The 21,605-nt window shown below is 70.3% G+C and carries 24 protein-coding genes and 1 tRNA gene; 11 read left to right on the top strand and 14 right to left on the bottom strand.

Annotation, left to right across the window (positions count from 1 at the left end; genetic code table 11):
* The first annotated feature begins 3 nt into the window (after positions 1 to 3).
* The gene (locus FNV62_RS21120; protein ID WP_054229723.1) at positions 4 to 306 is read left to right on the top strand and encodes a hypothetical protein; all 303 of its coding nucleotides are present in this window, start codon (positions 4 to 6) and stop codon (positions 304 to 306) included.
* A 111-nt stretch (positions 307 to 417) separates the two neighbouring features.
* On the opposite strand, the gene FNV62_RS21125 is transcribed toward FNV62_RS21120, so the two are convergent.
* Positions 418 to 801: a tautomerase family protein gene (locus FNV62_RS21125; protein WP_143601780.1), complete on the bottom strand. Its 384-nt coding sequence runs from the start codon at positions 799 to 801 to the stop codon at positions 418 to 420.
* A gap of 95 nt (positions 802 to 896) precedes the next feature.
* On the opposite strand from FNV62_RS21125, the gene FNV62_RS21130 reads away from it, so the two are divergent.
* On the top strand, positions 897 to 1,391 hold the full coding sequence (locus FNV62_RS21130) for a MarR family winged helix-turn-helix transcriptional regulator (protein WP_143601781.1): 495 nt from the start codon (positions 897 to 899) through the stop codon (positions 1,389 to 1,391).
* Here FNV62_RS21130 and FNV62_RS21135 read toward each other — a convergent pair.
* On the bottom strand, positions 1,313 to 2,329 hold the full coding sequence (locus tag FNV62_RS21135) for a GlxA family transcriptional regulator (RefSeq protein ID WP_225900318.1): 1,017 nt from the start codon (positions 2,327 to 2,329) through the stop codon (positions 1,313 to 1,315). The two genes, FNV62_RS21130 and FNV62_RS21135, sit on opposite strands and share 79 nt — an antisense overlap.
* Before the next feature lie 185 nt (positions 2,330 to 2,514).
* Here FNV62_RS21135 and FNV62_RS21140 point away from each other — a divergent pair, with 185 nt between their 5' ends.
* Together FNV62_RS21140 and FNV62_RS21145 are read left to right on the top strand one after the other, a co-directional pair.
* Entirely contained in the window at positions 2,515 to 3,039 is a 525-nt protein-coding gene (locus tag FNV62_RS21140; protein ID WP_143613476.1) for a DUF2269 family protein, read from the top strand.
* A 15-nt stretch (positions 3,040 to 3,054) separates the two neighbouring features.
* Positions 3,055 to 3,585: a levansucrase gene (locus tag FNV62_RS21145; protein WP_143613477.1), complete on the top strand. Its 531-nt coding sequence runs from the start codon at positions 3,055 to 3,057 to the stop codon at positions 3,583 to 3,585.
* A 42-nt stretch (positions 3,586 to 3,627) separates the two neighbouring features.
* Here the strand turns inward: FNV62_RS21145 and FNV62_RS21150 are convergent, their stop codons facing one another.
* The 3 genes from FNV62_RS21150 to FNV62_RS21160 all read right to left on the bottom strand — a co-directional run bounded on the left by FNV62_RS21150 (position 3,628) and on the right by FNV62_RS21160 (position 7,262).
* Complete coding sequence (locus FNV62_RS21150; protein WP_225900319.1) at positions 3,628 to 4,125, bottom strand: hypothetical protein; 498 nt, start codon at positions 4,123 to 4,125, stop codon at positions 3,628 to 3,630.
* A gap of 121 nt (positions 4,126 to 4,246) precedes the next feature.
* Positions 4,247 to 5,740: an MFS transporter gene (locus FNV62_RS21155; protein WP_054229717.1), complete on the bottom strand. Its 1,494-nt coding sequence runs from the start codon at positions 5,738 to 5,740 to the stop codon at positions 4,247 to 4,249.
* 94 nt (positions 5,741 to 5,834) lie between these two features.
* The gene (locus FNV62_RS21160) at positions 5,835 to 7,262 is read right to left on the bottom strand and encodes a DUF445 domain-containing protein (protein ID WP_169081050.1); all 1,428 of its coding nucleotides are present in this window, start codon (positions 7,260 to 7,262) and stop codon (positions 5,835 to 5,837) included.
* 295 nt (positions 7,263 to 7,557) lie between these two features.
* Between FNV62_RS21160 and FNV62_RS21165 the strand changes: the two genes are divergently transcribed.
* Positions 7,558 to 8,892, top strand: coding sequence for an SGNH/GDSL hydrolase family protein (locus FNV62_RS21165; protein WP_097284894.1), 1,335 nt, complete (start codon positions 7,558 to 7,560; stop codon positions 8,890 to 8,892).
* 13 nt (positions 8,893 to 8,905) lie between these two features.
* Here the strand turns inward: FNV62_RS21165 and FNV62_RS21170 are convergent, their stop codons facing one another.
* The 4 genes from FNV62_RS21170 to FNV62_RS21185 all read right to left on the bottom strand — a co-directional run bounded on the left by FNV62_RS21170 (position 8,906) and on the right by FNV62_RS21185 (position 12,537).
* Entirely contained in the window at positions 8,906 to 9,811 is a 906-nt protein-coding gene (locus FNV62_RS21170; RefSeq protein ID WP_144315528.1) for a DUF1707 domain-containing protein, read from the bottom strand.
* Between the two features lie 10 nt (positions 9,812 to 9,821).
* Positions 9,822 to 10,823, bottom strand: a complete 1,002-nt coding sequence (locus FNV62_RS21175; protein WP_179858186.1) for an ATP-binding cassette domain-containing protein — start codon at positions 10,821 to 10,823, stop codon at positions 9,822 to 9,824.
* Positions 10,824 to 10,829: 6 nt separating this feature from the next.
* Complete coding sequence (locus tag FNV62_RS21180) at positions 10,830 to 11,606, bottom strand: ABC transporter permease (RefSeq protein ID WP_079090136.1); 777 nt, start codon at positions 11,604 to 11,606, stop codon at positions 10,830 to 10,832.
* Positions 11,607 to 11,769: 163 nt separating this feature from the next.
* On the bottom strand, positions 11,770 to 12,537 hold the full coding sequence (locus FNV62_RS21185; RefSeq protein WP_186003213.1) for an ABC transporter permease: 768 nt from the start codon (positions 12,535 to 12,537) through the stop codon (positions 11,770 to 11,772).
* A 243-nt stretch (positions 12,538 to 12,780) separates the two neighbouring features.
* On the opposite strand from FNV62_RS21185, the gene FNV62_RS21190 reads away from it, so the two are divergent.
* A complete protein-coding gene (locus tag FNV62_RS21190) occupies positions 12,781 to 15,273 on the top strand; it encodes a transglycosylase domain-containing protein (RefSeq protein WP_143601786.1) in 2,493 nt (830 codons plus the stop codon).
* A 32-nt stretch (positions 15,274 to 15,305) separates the two neighbouring features.
* Here the strand turns inward: FNV62_RS21190 and bcp are convergent, their stop codons facing one another.
* Positions 15,306 to 15,773, bottom strand: coding sequence for a thioredoxin-dependent thiol peroxidase (gene bcp, locus FNV62_RS21195; protein WP_054229711.1), 468 nt, complete (start codon positions 15,771 to 15,773; stop codon positions 15,306 to 15,308).
* A gap of 145 nt (positions 15,774 to 15,918) precedes the next feature.
* Between bcp and FNV62_RS21200 the strand changes: the two genes are divergently transcribed.
* The 4 genes from FNV62_RS21200 (at position 15,919) to FNV62_RS21215 (ending at position 17,633) form a co-directional block, all read left to right on the top strand.
* Complete coding sequence (locus FNV62_RS21200; RefSeq protein ID WP_054229710.1) at positions 15,919 to 16,257, top strand: DUF3618 domain-containing protein; 339 nt, start codon at positions 15,919 to 15,921, stop codon at positions 16,255 to 16,257.
* A gap of 181 nt (positions 16,258 to 16,438) precedes the next feature.
* A complete protein-coding gene (locus tag FNV62_RS21205) occupies positions 16,439 to 16,741 on the top strand; it encodes a GroES family chaperonin (protein ID WP_187285621.1) in 303 nt (100 codons plus the stop codon).
* A gap of 177 nt (positions 16,742 to 16,918) precedes the next feature.
* On the top strand, positions 16,919 to 17,239 hold the full coding sequence (gene sugE, locus FNV62_RS21210; protein WP_054229708.1) for a quaternary ammonium compound efflux SMR transporter SugE: 321 nt from the start codon (positions 16,919 to 16,921) through the stop codon (positions 17,237 to 17,239).
* A gap of 310 nt (positions 17,240 to 17,549) precedes the next feature.
* Positions 17,550 to 17,633: transfer RNA gene (locus tag FNV62_RS21215), tRNA-Leu, on the top strand.
* Between the two features lie 52 nt (positions 17,634 to 17,685).
* Here FNV62_RS21215 and rdgB read toward each other — a convergent pair.
* The 4 genes from rdgB to FNV62_RS21235 all read right to left on the bottom strand — a co-directional run bounded on the left by rdgB (position 17,686) and on the right by FNV62_RS21235 (position 19,988).
* Positions 17,686 to 18,288: an RdgB/HAM1 family non-canonical purine NTP pyrophosphatase gene (gene rdgB / locus FNV62_RS21220; RefSeq protein WP_097289000.1), complete on the bottom strand. Its 603-nt coding sequence runs from the start codon at positions 18,286 to 18,288 to the stop codon at positions 17,686 to 17,688.
* Positions 18,289 to 18,335: 47 nt separating this feature from the next.
* A complete protein-coding gene (locus FNV62_RS21225) occupies positions 18,336 to 18,728 on the bottom strand; it encodes a hypothetical protein (protein WP_054229707.1) in 393 nt (130 codons plus the stop codon).
* A gap of 124 nt (positions 18,729 to 18,852) precedes the next feature.
* Complete coding sequence (rph, locus tag FNV62_RS21230; RefSeq protein WP_054229706.1) at positions 18,853 to 19,587, bottom strand: ribonuclease PH; 735 nt, start codon at positions 19,585 to 19,587, stop codon at positions 18,853 to 18,855.
* Positions 19,588 to 19,754: 167 nt separating this feature from the next.
* Positions 19,755 to 19,988 carry a glucose PTS transporter subunit EIIB gene (locus FNV62_RS21235; RefSeq protein ID WP_030569190.1) on the bottom strand — a complete coding sequence of 78 codons (234 nt, stop codon included), beginning with the start codon at positions 19,986 to 19,988 and terminating at the stop codon, positions 19,755 to 19,757.
* A gap of 174 nt (positions 19,989 to 20,162) precedes the next feature.
* On the opposite strand from FNV62_RS21235, the gene FNV62_RS21240 reads away from it, so the two are divergent.
* The gene (locus tag FNV62_RS21240) at positions 20,163 to 21,452 is read left to right on the top strand and encodes a PTS transporter subunit EIIC (protein ID WP_060900561.1); all 1,290 of its coding nucleotides are present in this window, start codon (positions 20,163 to 20,165) and stop codon (positions 21,450 to 21,452) included.
* Positions 21,453 to 21,605: the final 153 nt, after the last annotated feature.

The following is a 21,605-nucleotide window of genomic DNA, read 5'->3' on the forward strand; positions in this document are numbered from 1 at the left end:
GCAATGGCGAAGGTACCGGCCGCGGCGGTGGCCGCGGGTGGGCTCATCGGCGGGTACGGCGTGGCCCGGTGGACCAAGAAGCGGCAGCTCGGCGGGGTGGTGCTGGCGGCCGCCGGGGCCACGGCCGCGCAGCAGTGGCGGCGGCAGGCCGGCGGGAAGGCCGCCGGGGCGCTGACCGTCGCGTACGTCGCCGCCTTCGCCGGGTCCCACCCGCTGGCCAAGAAGGTGGGCGCCTGGCCCTCCGTGTTCGGCGTCGCCGGTGCCGTGGCCCTCGCCTCGTGGGCCGTGTCCGACCGGCGGGCCTGAGCCGGTACGCGACAGTACGGGCCTGAGTACGTACGACGGTCGCCGCCGGGCCCGCCCCTCGCGCCGAGCCCGGCGGCGGTCCCGTCCCGGGCCGACTGTGTCGGCACCGGGTCAGACGACTTCCCCGCCCACCCCCGACCGTCCGGCCGGGACACCCACGATCGACACGGACACGTGCTCCCGTACGGATTCGCCGAGGACCGTGGTCACCGCTTCCGTCAGGGACCTGATCAAACGGGCGGGCGCGTCGGGGATCTGAGGGTGGGTCAGGCCCGCTTCGCGCATGGCGAGCGTGACGAGCGGTGCGGGTGCCTTGCCGGGTACACCCGCGGTTCCCCAGCGGTGCTCAGGGACACCGAACAGTTCCACGACCGCGACCGCACGCGCCCACTCCCCGACCACGGCCGCCACCGCGTCGGTCAGCGCCCGGACGAGCTTCGCTTCGACGTCTCCGTCGAGCGTCTCCTCGCGGATCTGCACGGTGAGGTGTGGCATGAGTGATCTCCGTTCACGTGGATCGGTACCATGACGCCAGGTTCCCTTTGACGGCAAAGCATCTTTGCCGTCAAAGCTAATTAGAGGGATGGACGATGTCAACGAGCGTCGATGACGCCGTCAGGGCGCTGCTGCTGCTCATGCCCCGCATGGTCGGGCGGGCCAAGCGCATCCCGGTGCCCGCGGAGCTCCAGTCGCTGGCGCTCGCTCCGCGGCACCTGTCGCTGCTGTCGTACCTGCTCTTCGACGGGCCTCTGACGGTGAACGACCTGGCCGCCCGCCTCGAAGTCGCGCCGACCACCGTCAGCCTCATGGTCGGCGAGCTGAGCGGTAAGGGAATCCTGGAGCGGCGGGAAGACCCTGCCGATCGCCGGCGACGCATCGTCAGCATCACCGATGCCCAACGGCCCTCCATCTCCGCGTGGTTGGCGCGCGGAGCCACCGCCTGGCGTCAGGCGCTGGAGCCGCTGACCCCCGATCAGCGGCAGCTGGTCATCGACACCTTGCGCGCCTATGAGGCCGCGGCGGCGGAGACGGACTCCGCACCCGAGGCCGGGACCGGGAGCGTGACCGAGGGGCCCGTTCCCTGAAATGCCCGGCGGTACGCGTACGGGCTCGTTCCCACCACCCGTTTGAACCGCTCCCGGAACGCCGTCGGCGAGCCGAACCCCGCCTGGGTCGCGATGCGTTCGACCGGGTACGTGGTCGTCTCCAGGAGGTACTGGGCGCGGCGGACCCGGGCGCGGTGCAGCCACTGGAGCGGTGTGGTGCCGGTCTGGTCGCGGAAGCGGCGGTTGAGCGTACGGGTGCTCATGCCGGCGTGGGCGGCGATGTCCTCCAGGGTCAGCTCGCGCTCCGCGTTCTCCTCCAGCCAGGCGAGGAGGGGCTCCATCGTGGTGCCGGACGGTACCGGGGGCTGGTCGTGGATGATGAACTGGGCCTGGCCGCCCTCCCGTTCGAGCGGCATGACCGACATCCGGGCCGCGTGCGCGGCGACCGCCGAACCGTGGTCGTTGCGGATCATGTGCAGGCACATGTCGAGGGCGGCGGCCGCGCCCGCCGAGGTGAGGAACTGGCCGTTGTCGACGTAGAGGACGTTCGGGTCGACGGTCACGGCGGGGTACCTGGCCGCCAGGTCCTGAGCCGCGACCCAGTGGGTGGTGGCGCGCAGCCCGTCCAGCAGGCCGGTGGCGGCGAAGACGAAGGCGCCCACGCAGATCGAGGCGATCCGGGTGCCGTTCGCGGCCGCCGCGCGCAGCGCCTCCGTCACACCCGGCGGGAGCGGGGCGGCCGGGTCGGCGACGCCGGGCAGGATGATCGTGTCGGCCTCGGCCAGCGCCTCCAGGCCGTAGGGGGCGCGGATCGTGAACGGGCCCGCGCTCACCTCCTCGTCCGCCGTCGGCGAGCAGACCCGGATCCGGTAGGGCTCCCGGCCGTCCGGCAGCCGGGCCCAGCCGAAGGTGTCGATCGGGGCGGAGAGGTCGAACGGGATGACCTGGTCGAGCGCCAGTACGGCCACGGTGTGCATGGCCAGAGCGTAGGCATATGGCGGATTGTGGCCAAGGGGGGCTCGTGGCCTCGTAGGGCGCCTATAGCGTCGTAGGGCTGCGTTCGGGGCACCTCCGGCCCGTGGTGCGGCTGGTGGCGAGAATCCGTTGGGCTCTGGCAGAAGTGCCGCTTCTGCAAGATCGCGCGCGGTCCTAGCGTCAGCCCGTGAACAAGTTCCTTCTCGCCGTGCACGTCCTCGCCGCGATCGTCGCCGTCGGGCCCGTCACCGTCGCCGCCAGCATGTTCCCGCCCAGCGCGCGCAAGGCACTCGCCGAGCCCGGAGACGCACAGGCCCTCTCCACCGTGCGGGTGCTGCACCGCATCTGCCGCGTGTACGCGACGGTCGGCGTCGCCGTGCCCGTGTTCGGGTTCGCCACGGCCAAGAACATGGGCGTGCTCGGCGACACCTGGCTGATCGTCTCGATCGCGCTGACGGCCCTGGCCGCCGTCGTCCTCGCCGCGCTGGTCCTGCCCCGGCAGACCGCGCTCATGGAGGGCATGGAGGGCATGGAGGAGTCCATAGAGGAAGGCGTGGGGGGAGGCGGGCAGGGTGCGGCGTACGCCGGAGCGAGCCGTGTCGGCCCGCGGGACACCGCCCGGCTCGCCATGTTCACCGGGCTCTTCAACCTCCTCTGGGCCACCGTCACGATCCTGATGATTGTCCGACCGGGGTCCACCACGGGCGCCTAGCCCTAGGATCCGCTCATGCATGAACAGGTGTACGGACCACACGATCCGTCGACGCCCTCGGCCTCGACGGCCTACCTCGCCACCCTGGAGGGCCGGCTGACGGCCGACGGGTGCGCCAGCCGCTGGGAGGACTGGGCCGGGGTGCCCGTACTGGTGGGGCGACGGTCGGACTTCCGGCTGCGCTGGATGGCGACGAAGCTCCATCTGTTCACCGTGGCCGCGGCGGTTCCGGAGATCACCGTGCCCGTCGTCGAGGGCTTCACCGAACAGGTGACGAAGTACGCCAAGGACACCAAGGGCGGCCTGCCCGTCGGTCTGCAGAACGGGGTCGGCGCCTTCCCCGTCCTGGTCAGCGACCGCGTCGACCCGGCCGCCGTGCGGTGGGCGGAGGAGCGCCAACGCGTCCGGTTCGCCTGTATGACACGGCCCGTCGTGGTCGACACCTCCCGCCCGTACGTGGGCATGTACCGCGGCAAGCCGGCCCTCGGGCGCGTCTACGCCACGTACTTCATCGAGAAGGGCTCGCGGTACTTCTACGGTCCGTGAATCGTCGCTTCAACGGTCCAGGGGTCCTCCCCCGCCGGACGTTCACCACCACCGGGCGAGGCTGAGCGCCTCGTCCGACGAGTCCCAGGAGTCGCCGGAGCCCGAGGAACCCGCCCAGTCCGCCGCCCGGTACCGCCTCGCCACCGCCGTCGCGATCAACACCCCCGCCGCTACCACCAGCGTGAAGAACGCCCAGGTGAGCGGCCAGACCGCCGCGTCCGGGGGCTCCGGGTGGGAGTGGAAGGAGATGTACATGAGTGCTGCCGGTGGTCCCGCCACCAGCAGCAGGGGCCAGGCCAGCGCGTCCCGGCGGCCGAGGTAGGCGGCCAGGAGCAGCAGGGTCACGCCGAGGAGGACGGCGCCGAGGACGGTCACCGAGGTCGTTTCGGTGACCGACCCGGTCGCCCCGGGGCGGTTGCGCAGGTCCCAGGGGAGGCAGAGGAGGTACGCCGCGCCGGAGAGGGCGGCGCCGAGCACGCGCGTCAGCCAGCGTTCCGGCCAGGGGCGCGTTCGCAGAGGGCCTAACAGCTTCTCGGTCATGCGTACGAGGGTTGCCGCCCGGGCGGCGGCCCGACAGAGTACGCGTACTCAGGTTCCCGTACTCAGTTCCCGGACTCGGCCCGAACTCGGCCCGAACTCGGCCCGAACTCGGTTCCCGGACTCATGAGTCGGCGGGTGCCACCGTCGACAGCGGGGGCGCGATGTCCTCCAGCGAGCGCCGTTCGGCGTTCACCGCCAGGAACGCGGCGACCAGGCCCGCCGCGCACATCAGGCCCGCGCCGATCTGGAAGGCCAGCACGGTGTCGCCGACCACGCCGGACTGGGTGAGGTCCGCGAAGACCAGCGGTCCGCTGATGCCGCCGGCCGCCGTGCCGATGGCGTAGAAGAAGGCGATGGCCATCGCGCGGGTCTCCATGGGGAAGATCTCGGAGACCGTGAGGTAGGCGCTCGACGCGCCCGCCGAGGCGAAGAAGAGGGCCACGCACCAGCAGGCCGTCAGGGTCACCGCGCTCAGCGAACCCCGGCCGAACAGCCAGGCGGTGCCGAACAGCAGCAGCCCGGAGAGCAGGTACGTCGACGCGATCATCCGGCGGCGGCCGACCGTGTCGAAGAGCTTGCCGAGCAGCAGCGGGCCGAGGAAGTTGCCGAGGGCGATCACGGCGAAGTAGTAGCCGGTGGAGCCCGTCGGGACGTCGTAGAACTTGGTCAGGATCGCGCCGAAGCCGAAGGTGATCGCGTTGTAGAGGAACGCCTGGCCGATGAAGAGGGAAAGGCCGAGCGCGGCGCGTTTGCGGTAGGTCGCGAGGACCGTGCGGGCGATGGCGAGGAAGCCGATGGTCTTGCGCTGGTGGATGGTGATCTCCCCGGCGGGGGGCGGCAGTTCGCGGCCGCCGAGGTCGGCGCGGACCCGTTCCTCCACCGAGGCCACCAGTTGCTCGGCCTCCTCCTGTCTGCCGTGGATCAGCAGCCACCGTGGGCTCTCCGGGACACTGCGGCGTACGAGGAGGATGACCAGGCCGAGGACCACGCCGAGGGCGAAGGTCAGCCGCCAGCCGATGTTCGCCGGGAAGAGGGCGGTGTCCAGCGCGACGATCGACAGCAGGGAGCCGCCGATCGCGCCCAGCCAGAAGCTGCCGTTGATGATCAGGTCGACCCGGCCGCGGTACTGGGAGGGGATCAGCTCGTCGATTGCGGAGTTGATGGCCGCGTACTCGCCGCCGATGCCGAAGCCCGTGAGGAAGCGGAAGGTGAAGAACCACCAGGGCTCGAAGGAGACGGCGGTCAGGGCCGTGGCCCCCAGATACACCGCCAGGGTGACCATGAACAGTTTCTTGCGGCCGAAGCGGTCGGTGAGGCGGCCGAAGAACAGCGCCCCGACGCACGCGCCGGCCACATAGAGGGCGGCCGCGGTGCCGGTGACCTGCGCGGAGGTGATCGGCAGGCCGCTGCCGGGCTCGGAGAGGCGTCCGGCGATGTTGCCGACGATCGTGACTTCCAGACCGTCGAGGATCCATACCGTGCCGAGGCCGATCACCACGGTCCAGTGCCAGCGTGACCACGGGAGGCGGTCGAGACGGGCGGGAACGGCGCTGGTGACCCGGCCCCCGGCTTGATCCCGGCCTTCCCCCCGGCCCTTTTCCTCAACGGTGGACATGAGGCTCCCTCCTCGTCGAGCGACGCCTGCCCGGGTTCCCTCCGGAGCACGGCCTACGCCCGCCCGAGTGCGGTCACGCCCTCCCGAGAGGGATCTACGCCCCCACGATCCGCGACACCGTATAGATCAGCAACCCGGCCAACGAGCCCACCACCGTGCCGTTGATCCGGATGAACTGCAGGTCACGGCCGATGTGGGCCTCGATCTTCCTGGTGGTGTGCTCGGCGTCCCAGCCGGCCACCGTGTCGGTGATGAGGGAGGTGATCTCGGTCCGGTACGTCGTCACCACGTACACCGCCGCGCCCTCGACCCACCGGTCGACCTTGGCCTGGAGCCTGGGATCGGTGGCCATGCGGGCGCCCAGCGAGAGCAGGGAGGCCCGCACGCGCAGCCGCAGCTCGCTGCGCTCGTCCTCGGCGGCGGACACGATCATGGACCGTACGGCCGTCCAGGCGGAGGCGATCAGGTCCTGGACCTCGCCGCGGCCGAGCACCTCGCCCTTCAGGCGCTCCACGCGCGCGCGGGTGTCGGTGTCGGACTGGAGGTCGGAGGCGAAGTCGGTGAGGAAGCGGTCGAGGGCGCCGCGGGCCGGGTGGGAGGGGGCGTCGCGCATCTCGGTGACGAAGCGGAGCAGCTCCTTGTAGACCCGCTCGCCGACCTTCTTGTCGACGAAGCGCGGGGTCCAGCCGGGCGCGCCGCCCTGGATCGCGTCCATGACCTGCTCGTCGTGGAACACCAGCCAGTCGTGGGCACGGATGCAGACCAGGTCCACGACCCGCTTGTGGCCGCCGTCCGCGACGATCTTCTCCAGCATCTTCCCTATGCCGGGCGCGATCTCCTGGGCGTCGGCGCGGCGGGTGATCGCCTCTCCGACCACCGCCTGCACGTCGGAGTCGCGCAGCACGGTCAGGGCGCCTCTGAGCGCGGCGGCGAGCTCGGCGGTGACCCGGTCGGCGTGCTCCGGTTCGGCGAGCCAGGCACCGAGACGGCTGCCGATGCCCACGGCGCGCAGGCGCTGTCGTACGACGTCGGAGGAGAGGAAGTTCTCGCCGACGAACTCGCCGAGCGAGACGCCCAGCTGGTCCTTCTTGGTGGGGATGATCGCGGTGTGCGGGATGGGCAGGCCGAGCGGGTGGCGGAAGAGGGCGGTGACCGCGAACCAGTCGGCGAGCGCGCCGACCATGCCGGCCTCGGCGGCCGCCGCGACATAACCGGCCCAGGGTCCGGCGCCCTCGTGGGAGGCCCATGTCGCCAGGACGTACACGACGGCGACGAAGAGCAGCAGGCCGGTGGCCGTCAGTTTCATCTGGCGGACGCCGCGGCGCTTCTCCTCGTCGGCGGGGCTGAACGAGGTCATCGCGCGGTTCGTCGGAGCGGGGGCGGTCGTCGCGTGCCGCTCCCGGCCGGGGCCGGTCGTCGTGCGTTCGGCCTGGTCGACGGTGGTCGTCGCGCGGTTGCCGGGGGCGCCGGGCCGGGCGGACAGCCCTTCGGCGCCCGCGTCTTCCGGTTCTGTTCGTTCCATTCACTCCACCCGTTCGCCGAGCCGTCCGAGGGCTCCGTACACATTGTCCCTTCCTGACCGACTCCCGGAACGGAACAGGAGTTCCCTGCGTCTGTTCGGACGGGGGGAACTCAGGGGAATCCTGGGGCCGTCTCAGGGAAATCTCGGGGCGTCTCAGGGGCACCTCCGGGGCGTCTCCGGGTCGTTCGAGGCCACGGGAGGGGGGTCCCGTCGTTTTCCTCCCCACCGTGTACCCCATCATGTGATCATCACTTCGGAGCCTCGGGCTCCCCTCGCCCGAGGAGACACGCACCGCATGACCAAGCGTCATGGTTATGCCCTGCTGGCCGCCGTCATCGCCATGATCGTGGCCATATCCGGAGCCATATACGTGGGTGTCGCCGCCGACGACGGCACCGGCGGCACCCGCAACGCCACCGCCGACAACCGCGCCCCGCGCGACTCGGCCGCCCCCGCCTCCGCCGGCACCTGGGTCGGCACCTGGTCGGCCTCCCCCGCCGGAGCCGAGCCCGGCACCGAGACGAACGGCATGGCGGGCCGCTCCCTGCGCAACGTCGTGCACACGGACGTCGGCGGCACCGAAGCCCGCATCACCCTGTCCAACCTCTACGGACAGCAGCCGCTGAACATCACGCACGCCTCGATCGCCGTCGCCGCGGCCGAGAACGACGCGTCGGCGGTGGCCGACACCATGCGTCGCCTCACCTTCTCCGGCAGCACCGCCGTGGTCGTCCCGGCCGGACAGCAGATCATGAGCGATGCCGTGCGCGTACGCGTCCCGCGCGACTCCGACGTCCTCGTGACCACGTACTCCCCGACCCCGTCCGGCCCGGTCACCTACCACGCGCACGCACGGCAGATCTCCTACGCCGCCCAGGGCGACCGCACCGAGGACGTGACCGCCACCGCGTACACCGAGCAGACCCCGCACTGGCGCTACCTCACCGCGCTCGACGTACTGAGCGACGAATCCGTCGGCACCGTCGTCGCCCTGGGCGACTCGATCACCGACGGCATCACCTCCACGCAGGGCGCCAACCGCCGCTGGACGGACGTCCTCGCCGACCGGCTGCGTGCCGCGGCCGGCACCGGGGACGTACCTCGCTACAGCGTCGTCAACCAGGGCATCAGCGGCAACCAGGTCCTGGCCGAAGGCCTCGGCCGGCCCGCCGACAACCCGAGCGGCCTGAACCGTCTCCAGCGCGACGTGCTCGGCCGTACGAACGTCAAGGCCGTCGTCATCGACCTCGGCGTCAACGACATCCTGCGCAACCAGGGCGAGGTCGATCCGGTGACCGTCACCGACGGGCTGCGGGAGATGGTGCGGCGGGCGCATGCGCGCGGGCTGCGGGTCGTCGGGGCGACGCTGATGCCCTTCGGGGGGCACCGCGGGTACTCGCGCTCGCGTGACGCCGTGCGCCGGGCCGTCAACGCGGAGATCCGGGCGGGGAAGGTGTACGACGCCGTCGTCGACTTCGACGAGGCGTTGCGGGATCCCTACGATCCGCGGCGGCTGCGGTCCGATTACGACTCCGGGGACCATCTGCACCCCAGTGACAAGGGGTACAAGCGGATGGCGGAGGTGTTCGAGCTCGGGGATCTGAAGGGGGCGGCGCCCGCGGAGCTGTGACCTCGGCCGGAATCTAGTAACCTCCGTGCCTTCGCCTGTGCCGCTCGTCCCTGCGCTCCCGGTGCCGTTCCCGGCGCTCCTCCTGGCGCTCCCTGCGTTCCTCGTGGCGTTCGCGGATGAGGTCGTGGGCGTCGTCGAGGGCGTCGAACATGTCGCCGAGGCCGTCCCGCCGTGAACCCTCCAGTTCCTTGCGGGCGCTCTTGCGCTCCAGCTTCTCCTGGCGGCGCTCCTCCTTCAGGCGCAGCCGCTCGGCACGGGTCAGCTTGCGCTCCACGCCGACGCCGCCCCAGAAGGCGAAGCCCGTGACGATCACACGCGGGGCGCCCGGGTCCCCGGCACGCCCCTCCTCGCGGTGGTCGAAGCCGCCCATGATGCCGATGCCGCGGACGACGACCTCGACGCCGGGCGGCACGATGACGTTCACGCCGCCCATGACGGCGACGACGTTGACGACGACCTCGCGGTCCGCGAAGTTCGCCTCGCGCAGGTCGATCTCACCGCCGCCCATGAAGGCGACGGAGTTGAAGCGCTTGGGGACCGTCCAGCGGCCCTTGCGCTCGAAGCCCGACAGGATCGCGACGCCCCACGAGGAGGAGCCCTCGCCGCCGACGATCCGCGCCGCCCAACTCCCGCTCTCCTCGGGCTGCTTGACCATGGACACCGGGTCCACGGCGTGCGCGCCCGGCAGATCGCGGGTGAGCGGCGCCAGTTCGCTGTACGTCCGTGCCTTGAACGCCGCTTCCAGCCGCTCCTCGAACTCCTCCATGTCGAGGCGGCCCTCCGCGAGGGCGTCCCGCAGCTGTTCGGCGACTCGTTCACGATCGGCGTCGGAGGCCCGCAGCTCCGGGCTCGGGGATCCGGGGTCCGGCGGCGTCGGTCGCGGGTCGTCGCTTCCCCTGGAAGGCGCATTTTCGGTCATGGGACTCAGCCTACGAGAGAGCCTTCTCCGCGTACATGCGGCTGATGACCGCCTCGATGTCCGGCTCCCGCACCGAGAGGTCCACCAGGGGGAACTCGGCCGCGATCCGCGCCACCAGCTCCGCCGCCGACGCCGCCGCGGGGAAGGCGAGCCACTGCCGGGGCCCTTCCACCTTCACCACCCGTGCCGAGTCCACCTCGATCGGCGGGAGCTCCCGCTCCAGGTCGACCACGAGGGTCCGCTCGCTCTCCCCCACCTCGTGCAGCCCGGTCAGCGGACCGTCGTACATCAGCCGCCCGTGGTCGATGACCATCACCCGCCGGCACAGCTGCTCGATGTCGGTGAGGTCGTGCGTGGTCAGCAGCACCGTCGTGCCGCGCTCGGCGTTCAGGTCCCGCAGGAAGGAACGGACCTTGGCCTTGCTGATCACATCGAGGCCGATGGTGGGTTCGTCGAGGTAGAGGACCTCGGGGTCGTGCAGCAGCGCCGCCCCGATGTCGCCGCGCATCCGCTGCCCCAGCGAGAGCTGGCGCACCGGCACGTCCAACAGGGCCTCCAGGTCGAGGAGTTCGACACAGCGGTCGAGGTTCTCGCGGTAACGGGCGTCCGGGATCCGGTACATGCGGTGCATCAGCCGGTAGGAGTCGATCAGCGGAAGGTCCCACCACAGGGTCGTACGCTGCCCGAAGACGACCCCGATGCGCCGCGCGAGCCGGGTCCGCTCGCGGGAGGGGTCGATGCCCGCCACCCGCAGCCGGCCGGCGCTCGGCGTGAGGATGCCGGTGAGCATCTTGATGGTGGTCGACTTGCCCGCGCCGTTCGGGCCGATGTAGCCGACCATCTCACCGCGCGCCACGGTGAAGGAGAGGGAGTCCACGGCCCGTACCTGGCGCCGTTCGCTGCGCAGGAAGCCGGTCTTCTTGCGGACGTCGAAGACCTTCTCGACACCGTCGAGTTCGATGAAGTCGCCCACCGGATCCCTGACCGGGTCCGTCATCAGGCCTGTTTCCATGTCGGTTCAACTCCCCGTGCTGCGATACGAACGAAGTCCCGCCCGCCAGGCGATCCCCGCCAGCGCGCAGCAGCCCGCCGCGATCAGGGGCGGGGTGAAGGCGATCCAGGTCGGCAGGTCGAGCGGATAGGGCCGGCCCAGCACGTACAGCCCGGGCAGCCAGTTCACGAAGGCCAGCGGGAGCACGAAGGTGACCCCGCGCACCAGGTCCTTGGCGAAGACGGTCGGCGGGTACTGGAGGAGCGTGGTGCCGCCGTACGTGAAGGAGTTCTGCACCTCGGAGGCGTCCTGCGCGATGAACTGGAAGGCTCCGCCCGCCACGAACACGGCCGCGAAGATGGCGGCGCCGCAGAGCAGCATCAGCGGGACCATGAGCAGTCTGAGCGGCGTCCAGTCGATGTCGAGCACGGCGATCGCGTACGCGAGGACCAACAGCCCCTGGGTGACCCGGCCGAGGCGGCGCAGCGCGAAGCGGTCGGCGGCGACCTGGGCGAGCACGGGGACGGGGCGCACGAGGAGGGTGTCGAGGGTGCCGTCGCGCACCCGGCGCCCGAGCCGGTCCATCGAGCCGACCACCAGGTCCGTGATCCCGAAGGAGGTGGCCGAGACGCCGTACAGGAAGGCGACCTCGGGCAGGCTGTAGCCGCCGATCCGGTCGACCCGCGAGAACATCAGCAGGACGGCCACGAAGTCGAGGGCGGTCGCCGCGAAGTTCCCGAAGGTGGTCATCACGAAGGAGGCGCGGTAGGCCATCGTGGAGCGGATCCACATCCCGGCGATCATCCGGTAGGCGCGGAATCCGTCCCGCACCCGGGCATACGTCCCCTGCGGCGCACCCAGCACCGCCGAAGCCGCCCGCTCCCCGGAGGTGACCGAGTCCCCGGAGCCGCCCCGTGCGGTGACCGGGTCCCCGGAGCCCCGTGCGGCTTCCGGTACCTCCACCGAGTCAGCCACCCTGCACCACCACCCTCCTTGTCGCCACTGACTGGATCAGTCGGCCCAGGGCCAGGAGCCCCAGCGCCCAGGACGCCTGGAAGACGTACGTGCCGAGGGGGTCCGCGGTGCCGAGCAGGACGTCCGCGGGGCCCTGGACCAGGGACGACCAGGGCAGGGCGCGTACGACCTCGCCCAGCGCGCCCGGGAAGACGTTCAGCGGCAGCAGCATCCCCGAGCAGAAGACACCCGCGATCATGGACATCTGCGCCACGCCCGCCCCGTCGAGCAGCCAGAACGCGGACAGGGCCACCAGGTAGCGGAGCGAGAAGCTGACGACCGTTCCGAGCGCGACCGCGATCAGGAACGCGATCCAGGTCAGCGGGTCGGCGGGGAGCGCCAGTTCGAAGAAGAGCGCGCCGAACGCGAGGGGCACCGCTCCGCGCCCCAGCAGATGGAACATGGCTCGCCCCGCGTCCTGGGACAGCCACCACAGCTGGAGGTCGGCGGGCCGGTACAGGTCGATCGCGATGTCACCCGTACGGATGCGCTCGATCAACTCGTCCTCGAAGCCGCCGCCCATCGTCGCCATCGCCATGAGCAGCGCCTGGGAGAGCCACACATAGGTGAGCGCCTGGGCCTGGTCATAGCCGCCGAGGTGCGGTTTCTCGTCCCACAGGGCCATGAAGACGTACGCCAGGATCAGCCCGAAGACGGTGTTGGTGAACACTCCCGCCGCCGTCGCCGTCCGATAAGTGGCGTAGCGCCGGAACCCGCCCATCGCGACGGCCGTGTACAACCGCCCTGTCCCCACGAGGATGTCCCTCCTTGCGTCAAAAGGGCCGTTGTGGCCGAAGCGCAGGAGCCTAGCCCCGCCCGGCTTCGCCTGCCAGGCATTTTCAGGCGCGACACGTGCCGGGATCCGGGAACGGAACGCTTGGTGCGACAGTCTTCATCAGGGGGCGCACCAGGCGTATGAGGGCGTACGGGAACGTACGATGCGAAACAGGAGTCCGGCGAACAGATGAGTGACAAGCCGCAGCCGCAGCAGAGCAGCCAGGGCTGGGCCCCGAAGGAACCGGAACCGGGGCCCCAAGCGGCACCGGGCGGGCCGGGCAGCGACGACACACCGGGCGATCCGGGTGGGACGGACGCGCCGGGGAAGCCGGGCAAGCCGGGGAAGAAGCCCAGGCGGAAGCGGACGGGCTGGGGGCGGCTCATCCCGACCTGGCGGATGGTGCTCGGCACGTTCCTCGGCGCGATACTGCTCGTGATCGGCCTGTTCGCACTCGGCTACTACCTGGTCAAGATCCCGCCCGCGAACGCCGCCGCGACCAAGCAGAGCAACGTCTACCTGTACGCGGACGGCAGCCAACTCGCCCGCGACGGCGAGGTCAACCGCGAGAACGTGGCGCTCGCGGAGATCTCGAAGGACGCCCAGCACGCGGCGCTCGCCGCCGAGGACCGCGACTTCTACACCGAGTCGGCCGTCGACCCCAAGGCGATGATCCGCGCCGGCTGGAACACCGCCACCGGCAAGGGCAAGCAGTCCGGTTCGACGATCACCCAGCAGTACGTGAAGAACTACTACTTGGGCCAGGAGCAGACCGCCACGCGGAAGGTGAAGGAGTTCTTCATCTCCATCAAGCTCGACCGCCAGAAGAGCAAGGACGACATCCTCGAGGGCTACCTCAACACCAGCTACTACGGCCGCAACGCGTACGGCATCCAGGCCGCCGCCCAGGCGTACTACGGCGTCGACGCAAAGAACCTGACGGTCGGTCAGGGTGCCTACCTCGCCGCGCTCCTGAACGCGCCGAGCGAGTACGACGTGGTCGCGCACCCGGAGAACAAGTCCGCGGCCGTCGCCCGCTGGAACTACGTCCTCGACGGCATGGTCAAGAAGAACTGGCTGACCCAGGCGGACCGGACCAAGGTCACCTTCCCGCAGCCCAAGCAGGAAGTGGTCGCCGCCGCCATGTCGGGCCAGCGCGGCTACCTGGTGCAGGCGGTCAAGGACTACCTCGTCTCGAACAAGATCATCGACGAGGACACCCTGACCACCGGCGGCTACCGCATCACGACCACGCTCCAGAAGTCGCGGCAGAACGCCTTCGTGAAGGCCGTCGACGACCAGGTGATGTCGAACCTCGACAAGAAGAACCGCAAGGTCGACCGGTACGTCCGCGCCGGCGGCGTCTCCATCGACCCGGCCACCGGCAAGGTCGTCGCGATGTACGGCGGCATCGACTACACCAAGCAGTACGTCAACAACGCGACGCGCCGTGACTACCAAGTCGGCTCGACCTTCAAGCCGTTCGTCTTCACCTCGGCCGTGCAGAACGGCTCGCAGACGCAGGACGGCCGCACGATCACCCCGAACACGGTCTACGACGGCACCAACAAGCGCCCCGTGCAGGGCTGGAGCGGCGGCTCGTACGCGCCCGAGAACGAGGACAACCGCTCGTACGGGCCCATCACGGTACGCACCGCCACCGACAAGTCGGTGAACGCCGTGTACGCGCAGATGGCCGTGGACGTCGGCCCGAGCAAGGTCAAGCAGACCGCCGTCGACCTCGGTGTCCCCTCCACCACACCCGACCTGACCGCCACCCCGTCCATCGCGCTCGGCCCGTCCACGGCCAGCGTCCTCGACATGGCGGAGGCGTACGCGACACTCGCCAACCACGGCAAGCACGGCACGTACACGCTCGTCGAGAAGGTCACCAAGGACGGCACGTCGGCCGTGAGCCTGCCCAAGCAGGACACCAGGCAGGCGGTGAGCCGGGAGGCCGCCGACACCACCACGTCCATCCTGCAGAGCGTCGTCGAGGGCGGTACCGGTACCGCCGCGCTGGCCGCCGGCCGGCCCGCCGCGGGCAAGACCGGCACCGCGGAGGAGGACCAGGCGGCCTGGTTCGCGGGCTACACACCCGACCTCGCCACCGTCGTCTCCGTCATGGGCCAGGACCCCGACACCGGCACCCACGAGTCCCTCTACGGCGCCCTCGGCCAGGCCCGTGTCAACGGCGGCGGCTACCCGGCGCAGATCTGGGCGCAGTACACGAAGGCCGCGCTCAAGGGCAGCAGCCCGAAGGACTTCGACCTGCGGCTCCAGCCGGGCGCGGAGGAGCAGCAGCTCCCGAGCACCGGCCCCACCGACCAGACCCCCGGCACCGGTGGCCAGGACAACGGGGGCCAGACCACCGGCGGGACGGCCTCCCAGAGCCCGCCCCCGGATCAGACACAGGGCCAGACCCAGGGGCAGACCGACGGCCAGACCCAGGGCCAGACGGACGGCCAGACCCAAGGGCAGACGCAGGGCCAGACCGACGGCGGCACCACCACCGGGGGCGGCACGACCGACGGGACGACCACCGGCGGCACGACGGACGCGGGCACCACCACCGGTGGCGACACCGCGGCCCCGTCGGGCGGGAGCACGGACGGCGGCGGTACGGCGGGGACGACCGCGGGAGCCGGGCCACTGAGCGGACTGACGTCACGAAAACAGTGACCCGCAACAGTGACCCGCGGGAACCCGGATCCTCAGATCGCCAGATCCTTGATGATCTTCGCCACGTGGCCGGTCGCCTTGACGTTGTACAGCGCCCGCTCGACCTTGCCCTCCTCGTCCACGATCACCGTGGAGCGGATGACGCCGACGACCGTCTTGCCGTACAGCTTCTTCTCACCGAAGGCGCCGTACGCCTCCAGGACGGTCTTGTCGGGGTCGCCGACCAGGGTGACCTTCAGGGACTCCTTCTCGCGGAACTTGGCGAGCTTCTCGGGCTTGTCCGGGGAGACGCCGATGACGTCGTACCCGGCACCGGCCAGCAGGTCGAGGTTGTCCGTGAAGTCGCAGGCCTGCTTCGTGCAGCCTGGGGTCAGGGCGGCCGGGTAGAAGTAGACGATGACCTTGCGGCCCTTGTGGTCGGCGAGGGAGACCTCGTTGCCGTCGGCGTCGGGCAGGGTGAAGGCGGGGGCGGTGTCGCCGGGCTGGAGTCGCTCGCTCATCGGAACCTCACGTGGCCGGGGTGAATGCTTACGGAACTACGGGAACGAGCGTAATGGGGGTGCCGAGGGGTGAGCGGCGGCCCGAGCTGACAGACTGTCGGCGGCACAGAGACAAAGATCGGAACACGACCACGGAGGCAGCGCGGTGTCGGATACGTCGAGAACGTCGGATACCAGGACTCCGGCGCAGATCGAGGCGGACATCAAGCGCCGCCGCGAAACACTCGCCGAGACGCTCGACGAGATCGGCGTGCGGGTCCACCCGAAGACGATCGTCGGGGACGCCAAGGCCAAGGTCGCCTCCCAGATCGACCACACGCTCGGCCGCGCCTACGTCGGCGTCAACCGGGTGGTCGGCGACGCGAAGGGCCAGCTCGTCACCGAGGACGGCGCGCCGCGCCTGGAGCGCATCGTGCCCCTGGCGCTCGTGGCGGTCGGGGTCGTGGGCCTGCTCGTCGTGGGCTCACGGCGCCGCAAGCGCTGACAACGGCTCGACTCGACTCCGGCTCGGCTCGACCGCGGCTCGACTCGGCTCGACCCCGGCTCGACTCGACCCGGCCGGGCGCGACCCGGCTGCGTACGGACGGCTCAAAGGCAGGTAGGTTCGGGACGTGAGCGCCAATCGGGACAAGCAGACCCCCCACCACGACAAGTTGCCCATCCGGATGCTGCACGACCGCGTGCTGGTCCGGCAGGACGCCGCCGAGGGCGAGCGGCGTTCCGGCGGCGGCATCCTGATCCCCGCGACGGCGGCCGTCGGGCGGCGCCTCGCCTGGGCCGAGGTCGTCGCGGTCGGGCAGAACGTACGGACGGTGGAACCCGGCGACCGTGTCCTCTACGACCCCGAGGACCGGGCCGAGGTCGAGGTGCGGGGAATCGCGTACGTGCTGATGCGCGAGCGCGATCTGCACGCCGTGGCGGCGGACCGCTTCGAGGGCTCCGAGGACTCGACCGGCTTGTATTTGTAGGGCGTAGCCGATCTGACGGGGCTGGTGACCATGGTCACCAGCCCCTTTTGCCTGTGCTTTGCTACCGTGGAAGGCGTTGGAAGGACCCCGACGAGACGCGCCGTACCGGGCGGAGAGCGAATGCGCTCCCAGGCAAAGACGACGCACCCCTGTTGATCACTCACGGAGGTGCCTCTCATGGCCTGGATCCTGCTGCTCGTCGCCGGTCTGCTCGAAGTCGGCTGGTCGATCGGCATGAAGTACACCGACGGCTTCACCCGCCTCGTCCCCAGCGTCCTCACCGGCGCGGGCATCATCGCGAGCATGGTCCTGCTCTCCTACGCCGCCAAGTCCCTCCCCATCGGCACCGCCTACGGCGTCTGGGTCGGCATCGGCGCGGCCGGCGCGGCGGTACTGGGCATGCTCGTCCTCGGCGAACCGGCGACCGCCGCCCGCATCTTCTTCGTCTGCCTGCTCCTGGTCGCGGTGGTGGGCCTGAAGATGACGTCGGGGCACTGACCGGGCACCCGGTTCTCCAACCGGAACACCAAAGCACCGTCGGCGATGCGCAGTTGCTCCAGCGGAAGCGGCCGATCCTGCACGCCGGTCAGGTCCGCGCGCCTCCCGGGCAGCCCGTACGCATCCCACAACGCGATCGGCGACGTCGATCGAAGCCGGTACTCGGCCTCGGTCGACTCCTCGTACGGACCCATGACGACCGGCGTGGGAATCCGCGGTTGCCGCGCCCCAACTGCCACGCGGGCACGAGCACCTGGTGCAGGGGAGGCGGAAAGCGGCGGGCGACTCCCGGTACGATGGCAGGCGGCGAGCGGCGGTGGCGCAACGGCGACGCAGCAGACTTAGGATCTGTGGCCCGTGAAACGGCTTGAGGGTTCGAATCCCTTCCGCCGCACAGCAAACGGCCTGCGAATCGGAAGATGCGCAGGCCGTTCTCGTGTGCGCTCTCAGCCCAACAGCTCCCGAACCACCGGCACCAGCCCCCGGAACGCCTTCCCCCGGTGGCTGATCGCGTTCTTCTCCTCGGGGGAGAGTTCGGCGCAGGTTCGGGTGTCGCCCTCCGGCTGGAGGATGGGGTCGTAGCCGAAGCCGTGGGTGCCGGTGGGGGTGTGGCGCAGGGTGCCCCTCAGCTGGCCCTCGACGACGCGCTCCGTGCCGTCCGGCAGGGCGAGCGCCGCCGCGCAGGCGAAGTGGGCGCCCCGGTGTTCCTCGGAGATGTCCGAGAGCTGGGCGAGGAGCAGGTCCAGGTTCGCGCGGTCGTCCCCGTGCCGTCCCGCCCAGCGGGCGGAGAAGATGCCGGGGGCGCCGTTCAGGACGTCCACGCAGAGGCCGGAGTCGTCGGCGACGGCGGGCAGGCCGGTGGCCTGGGCCAGGGCGTGCGCTTTGAGGAGGGCGTTCTCGGCGAAGGTGACGCCGGTTTCCTTGACGTCGGGGATGTCCGGATAGGCCTCCGCGCCGACGAGGTCATGGGAGATACCTGCGTCGGCGAGGATCGCCTTCAGCTCGGTGATCTTTCCGGCGTTGCGGGTGGCGAGGATCAGGCGGGTCATGGCCATCAGTATCGCTGAGGCCCTTTCCCGGGTCCGCCCGGTGGTCGTTACGGCGTGCAGACCTTGGTCAGCTCTCCGGCCGCGTCGGTGACCGGGCTGACGTCGGGGGTGTTGTCGCCGTTCTTGATGGCCGTACGGACGTTGCCGACGGCCTTGTTCAGGTCGTCGACCGCTTTGTTGACGTCGGCGTTGTCCGTCTTGTCGCCGATCTTGTCGAGGTTGTTCTCGATCGCGTTGAGGGACTCGTCGGTCTGCGTCGGGTCGTTCGCCGCGTTCTCCACGGCCTGCTGGAGGCTGGTGACGCTGTCGGCGATGGAGTCGGCGGTCTGGACACAGTCCAGGGCCTTGTTGACGGCGTCGCAGCCCACGGCCGCCGGCAGGGCGACGAGTACGGCGGCGACGGCGAATGCGGCTGTGCGGCGTCGGTGGCGCGCGGCCATGGAACGGTCCCTCCCCGTGGACAAACATGTGGTCGACCCCGTGGCGCGGTCGGCTCGGCCCGTGCGAGGGCCGACGGGGGCGCACGGCTGGACCGTACGCCCGTACCCCTAAGAACGCGAAGGGTTATTCCGCGGTTGCCTCGAGGGCCGCCCGCTGGATCGCCGCGAGCTCGTCGCAGCCGGCGACGGCGAGGTCGAGCAGGGCGTTCAGCTCCTTGCGGTCGAAGGGCTCGGCTTCCGCGGTGCCCTGGACCTCGACGAAGCGTCCGTCGCCGGTGCAGACGACGTTCATGTCGGTGTCGGCCTTCACGTCCTCCTCGTAGCAGAGGTCCAGGAGGGGGATCCCGCCGACGATGCCGACCGAGACGGCGGAGACGGTGCCGGTCAGGGGCTTGCGGCCGGGCTTGACCAGCTTCTTGCCCTGCGCCCAGGTGATCGCGTCGGCCAGCGCCACGTACGCGCCGGTGATGGCCGCCGTGCGCGTGCCGCCGTCGGCCTGGAGGACGTCGCAGTCGAGGACGATGGTGTTCTCGCCGAGCGCCTTGTAGTCGATGACGGCGCGCAGGGAGCGGCCGATGAGGCGGGAGATCTCGTGCGTGCGGCCGCCGATCTTGCCGCGGACCGACTCGCGGTCTCCGCGGGTGTTCGTGGCGCGGGGAAGCATGGAGTACTCGGCGGTGACCCAGCCCTCTCCGCTGCCCTTGCGCCAGCGCGGGACGCCCTCGGTGACGGAGGCGGTGCAGAACACCTTGGTGTCGCCGAAGGAGACGAGGACGGAGCCCTCGGCGTGCTTGCTCCAGCCGCGCTGGATGGTGATGGGGCGCAGTTGTTCGGGGGTGCGGCCGTCGATTCGAGACATGGCGTTGAGCCTAGCCGCATACGGCTGAGGGGCCGCCTCCGGTTGCGGAAGCGGCCACTCAAGGGTGAGGTGGGGGGCTCAAGGGTGCCCCTTCGGCTCACATCGACTCACATCGACTCACATCGACGCACGTCGGTTCGCGTCGCTTCGTATCGTGACTTCTCGGTTCACATCATGTCTTCGATGTCCGCGGCGATGGGGTCGGCGTCCGTGCCGATGACGACCTGGATGGCGGTGCCCATCTTGACGACTCCGTGGGCGCCGGCGGCCTTCAGGGCGGCCTCGTCGACCTTGCTCGGGTCCACGACCTCGGTACGCAGGCGGGTGATGCAGCCCTCGACCTCTTCGATGTTGTCGATGCCGCCGAGCCCGGCGACGATCTTCTCAGCCTTCGTGGCCATGTCCTACTCCCTGATCAGAACCGCTTTGTCGCAGTAACCCACAGTTGGCCCATCTTTGCGAGCGGCCATGTCGCGCGTACCGAATGATGGCGTTCACGACAGCGCAACCGTTCGTCGACTGGTCTACACCAGTGGGCGTGCAGTCGCCAACCCGGCCCCGCCCGGAGGACGCCCATGAGTGCCGACAGCGCCCCCGCGCCCGCACGGGCCCGCTGGAACAAGCTGTTCCAGGGGCTGCAGAAGATGGGCCGCAGCCTCCAGCTGCCGATCGCCGTGCTGCCGGCCGCGGGTCTTCTCATCGGGCTCGGCCAGCCTGGCGTGTTCGGCGCCGAGGGGCTCGGCTGGGACAACGTCTCCAAGATCATGCGAGGTGCCGGCGGCGCGCTGCTCGACGGCTCGCTCGGGCTGCCGATGCTGTTCTGCGTGGGCGTGGCCATCGGCATGGCGAAGAAGTCGGACGGGTCGACGGCGCTCGCGGCGGTCGCCGGCTTCCTCGTCTACTACAACGTGCTGCGCCAGTTCCCGGTGAGCTGCCCGGGCGGGGCGAAGGCTCTCACGAACATCGGCTGCCAGGCGGCCGACTCCTCGGTGGCCCCGTTCACGTACCAGAATCCGGGGGTCTTCGGCGGCATCGTCATGGGGCTGATGACCGCGTACGTCTGGCAGCGCTACCACCGCACCAGGCTGGTCGACTGGCTCGGGTTCTTCAACGGGCGGCGGCTGGTGCCGATCATCATGGCGTTCGCGGCGATCGCGTTCGCCGTGCTGTGCCTGTGGGTCTGGCCGCCGGTGGGGCGGGGCCTCGAGCACTTCAGCGACTGGCTGGTGGGACTCGGCTCCTGGGGTGCCGGTGTCTTCGGCGTGGCCAACCGGGCGCTGCTGGTGGTCGGTCTGCACCAGTTCCTGAACGTGCCCGTCTGGTTCCAGTTCGGCAGCTACACCGCGCCGGACGGGACGGTCGTGCACGGTGACATCACCATGTTCCTGGCGGGCGACCCGAACGCCGGGCAGTTCACGTCCGGCTTCTTCCCCATCATGATGTTCGCGCTGCCTGCGGCGGCCCTGGCCATCACGCACTGCGCCCGGCCCGAGCGCCGCAAGGAGATCGGCGGGCTCATGCTGTCGGTCGCGCTGACCTCGTTCGTCACGGGCATCACGGAACCGCTCGAGTACTCCTTCCTGTTCGTCGCGCCCGTGCTGTACGTGATCCACGCGCTGCTGACGGGGGTGTCGATGGCGGTGACCTGGGGGTTGGGCGTGCATGACGGTTTCGGCTTCTCCGCCGGAGTCATCGACTACGTCATCAACTGGCATCTGGCGACCAAGCCGTGGGCGATCGTGCCGATCGGGCTGTGCTTCGCCGTCGTGTACTACGTGATCTTCCGGTTCGCGATCACGAAGTTCGACCTGAAGACTCCGGGCAGGGAGCCGGAGGAGGAGCACGAGGACACGACCAAGCCGTAGGCGGTTCGTTCACGGGCCGCGGGCCAGCGCCTCTTTCGGGGCGCGGCTTCGGCGTGTCCGGAACCGGTTCGTCCTCTTATGACCCGGGCCACAAAATTCGCGGGTTCCTTATCTCACCTTCACCGTGCTACAACAGGTCTACACCACTGAGTG

The sequence above is a fragment of the Streptomyces sp. RLB3-17 genome, from assembly GCF_007113425.2.
Lineage (GTDB): Bacteria > Actinomycetota > Actinomycetes > Streptomycetales > Streptomycetaceae > Streptomyces > Streptomyces mirabilis_D.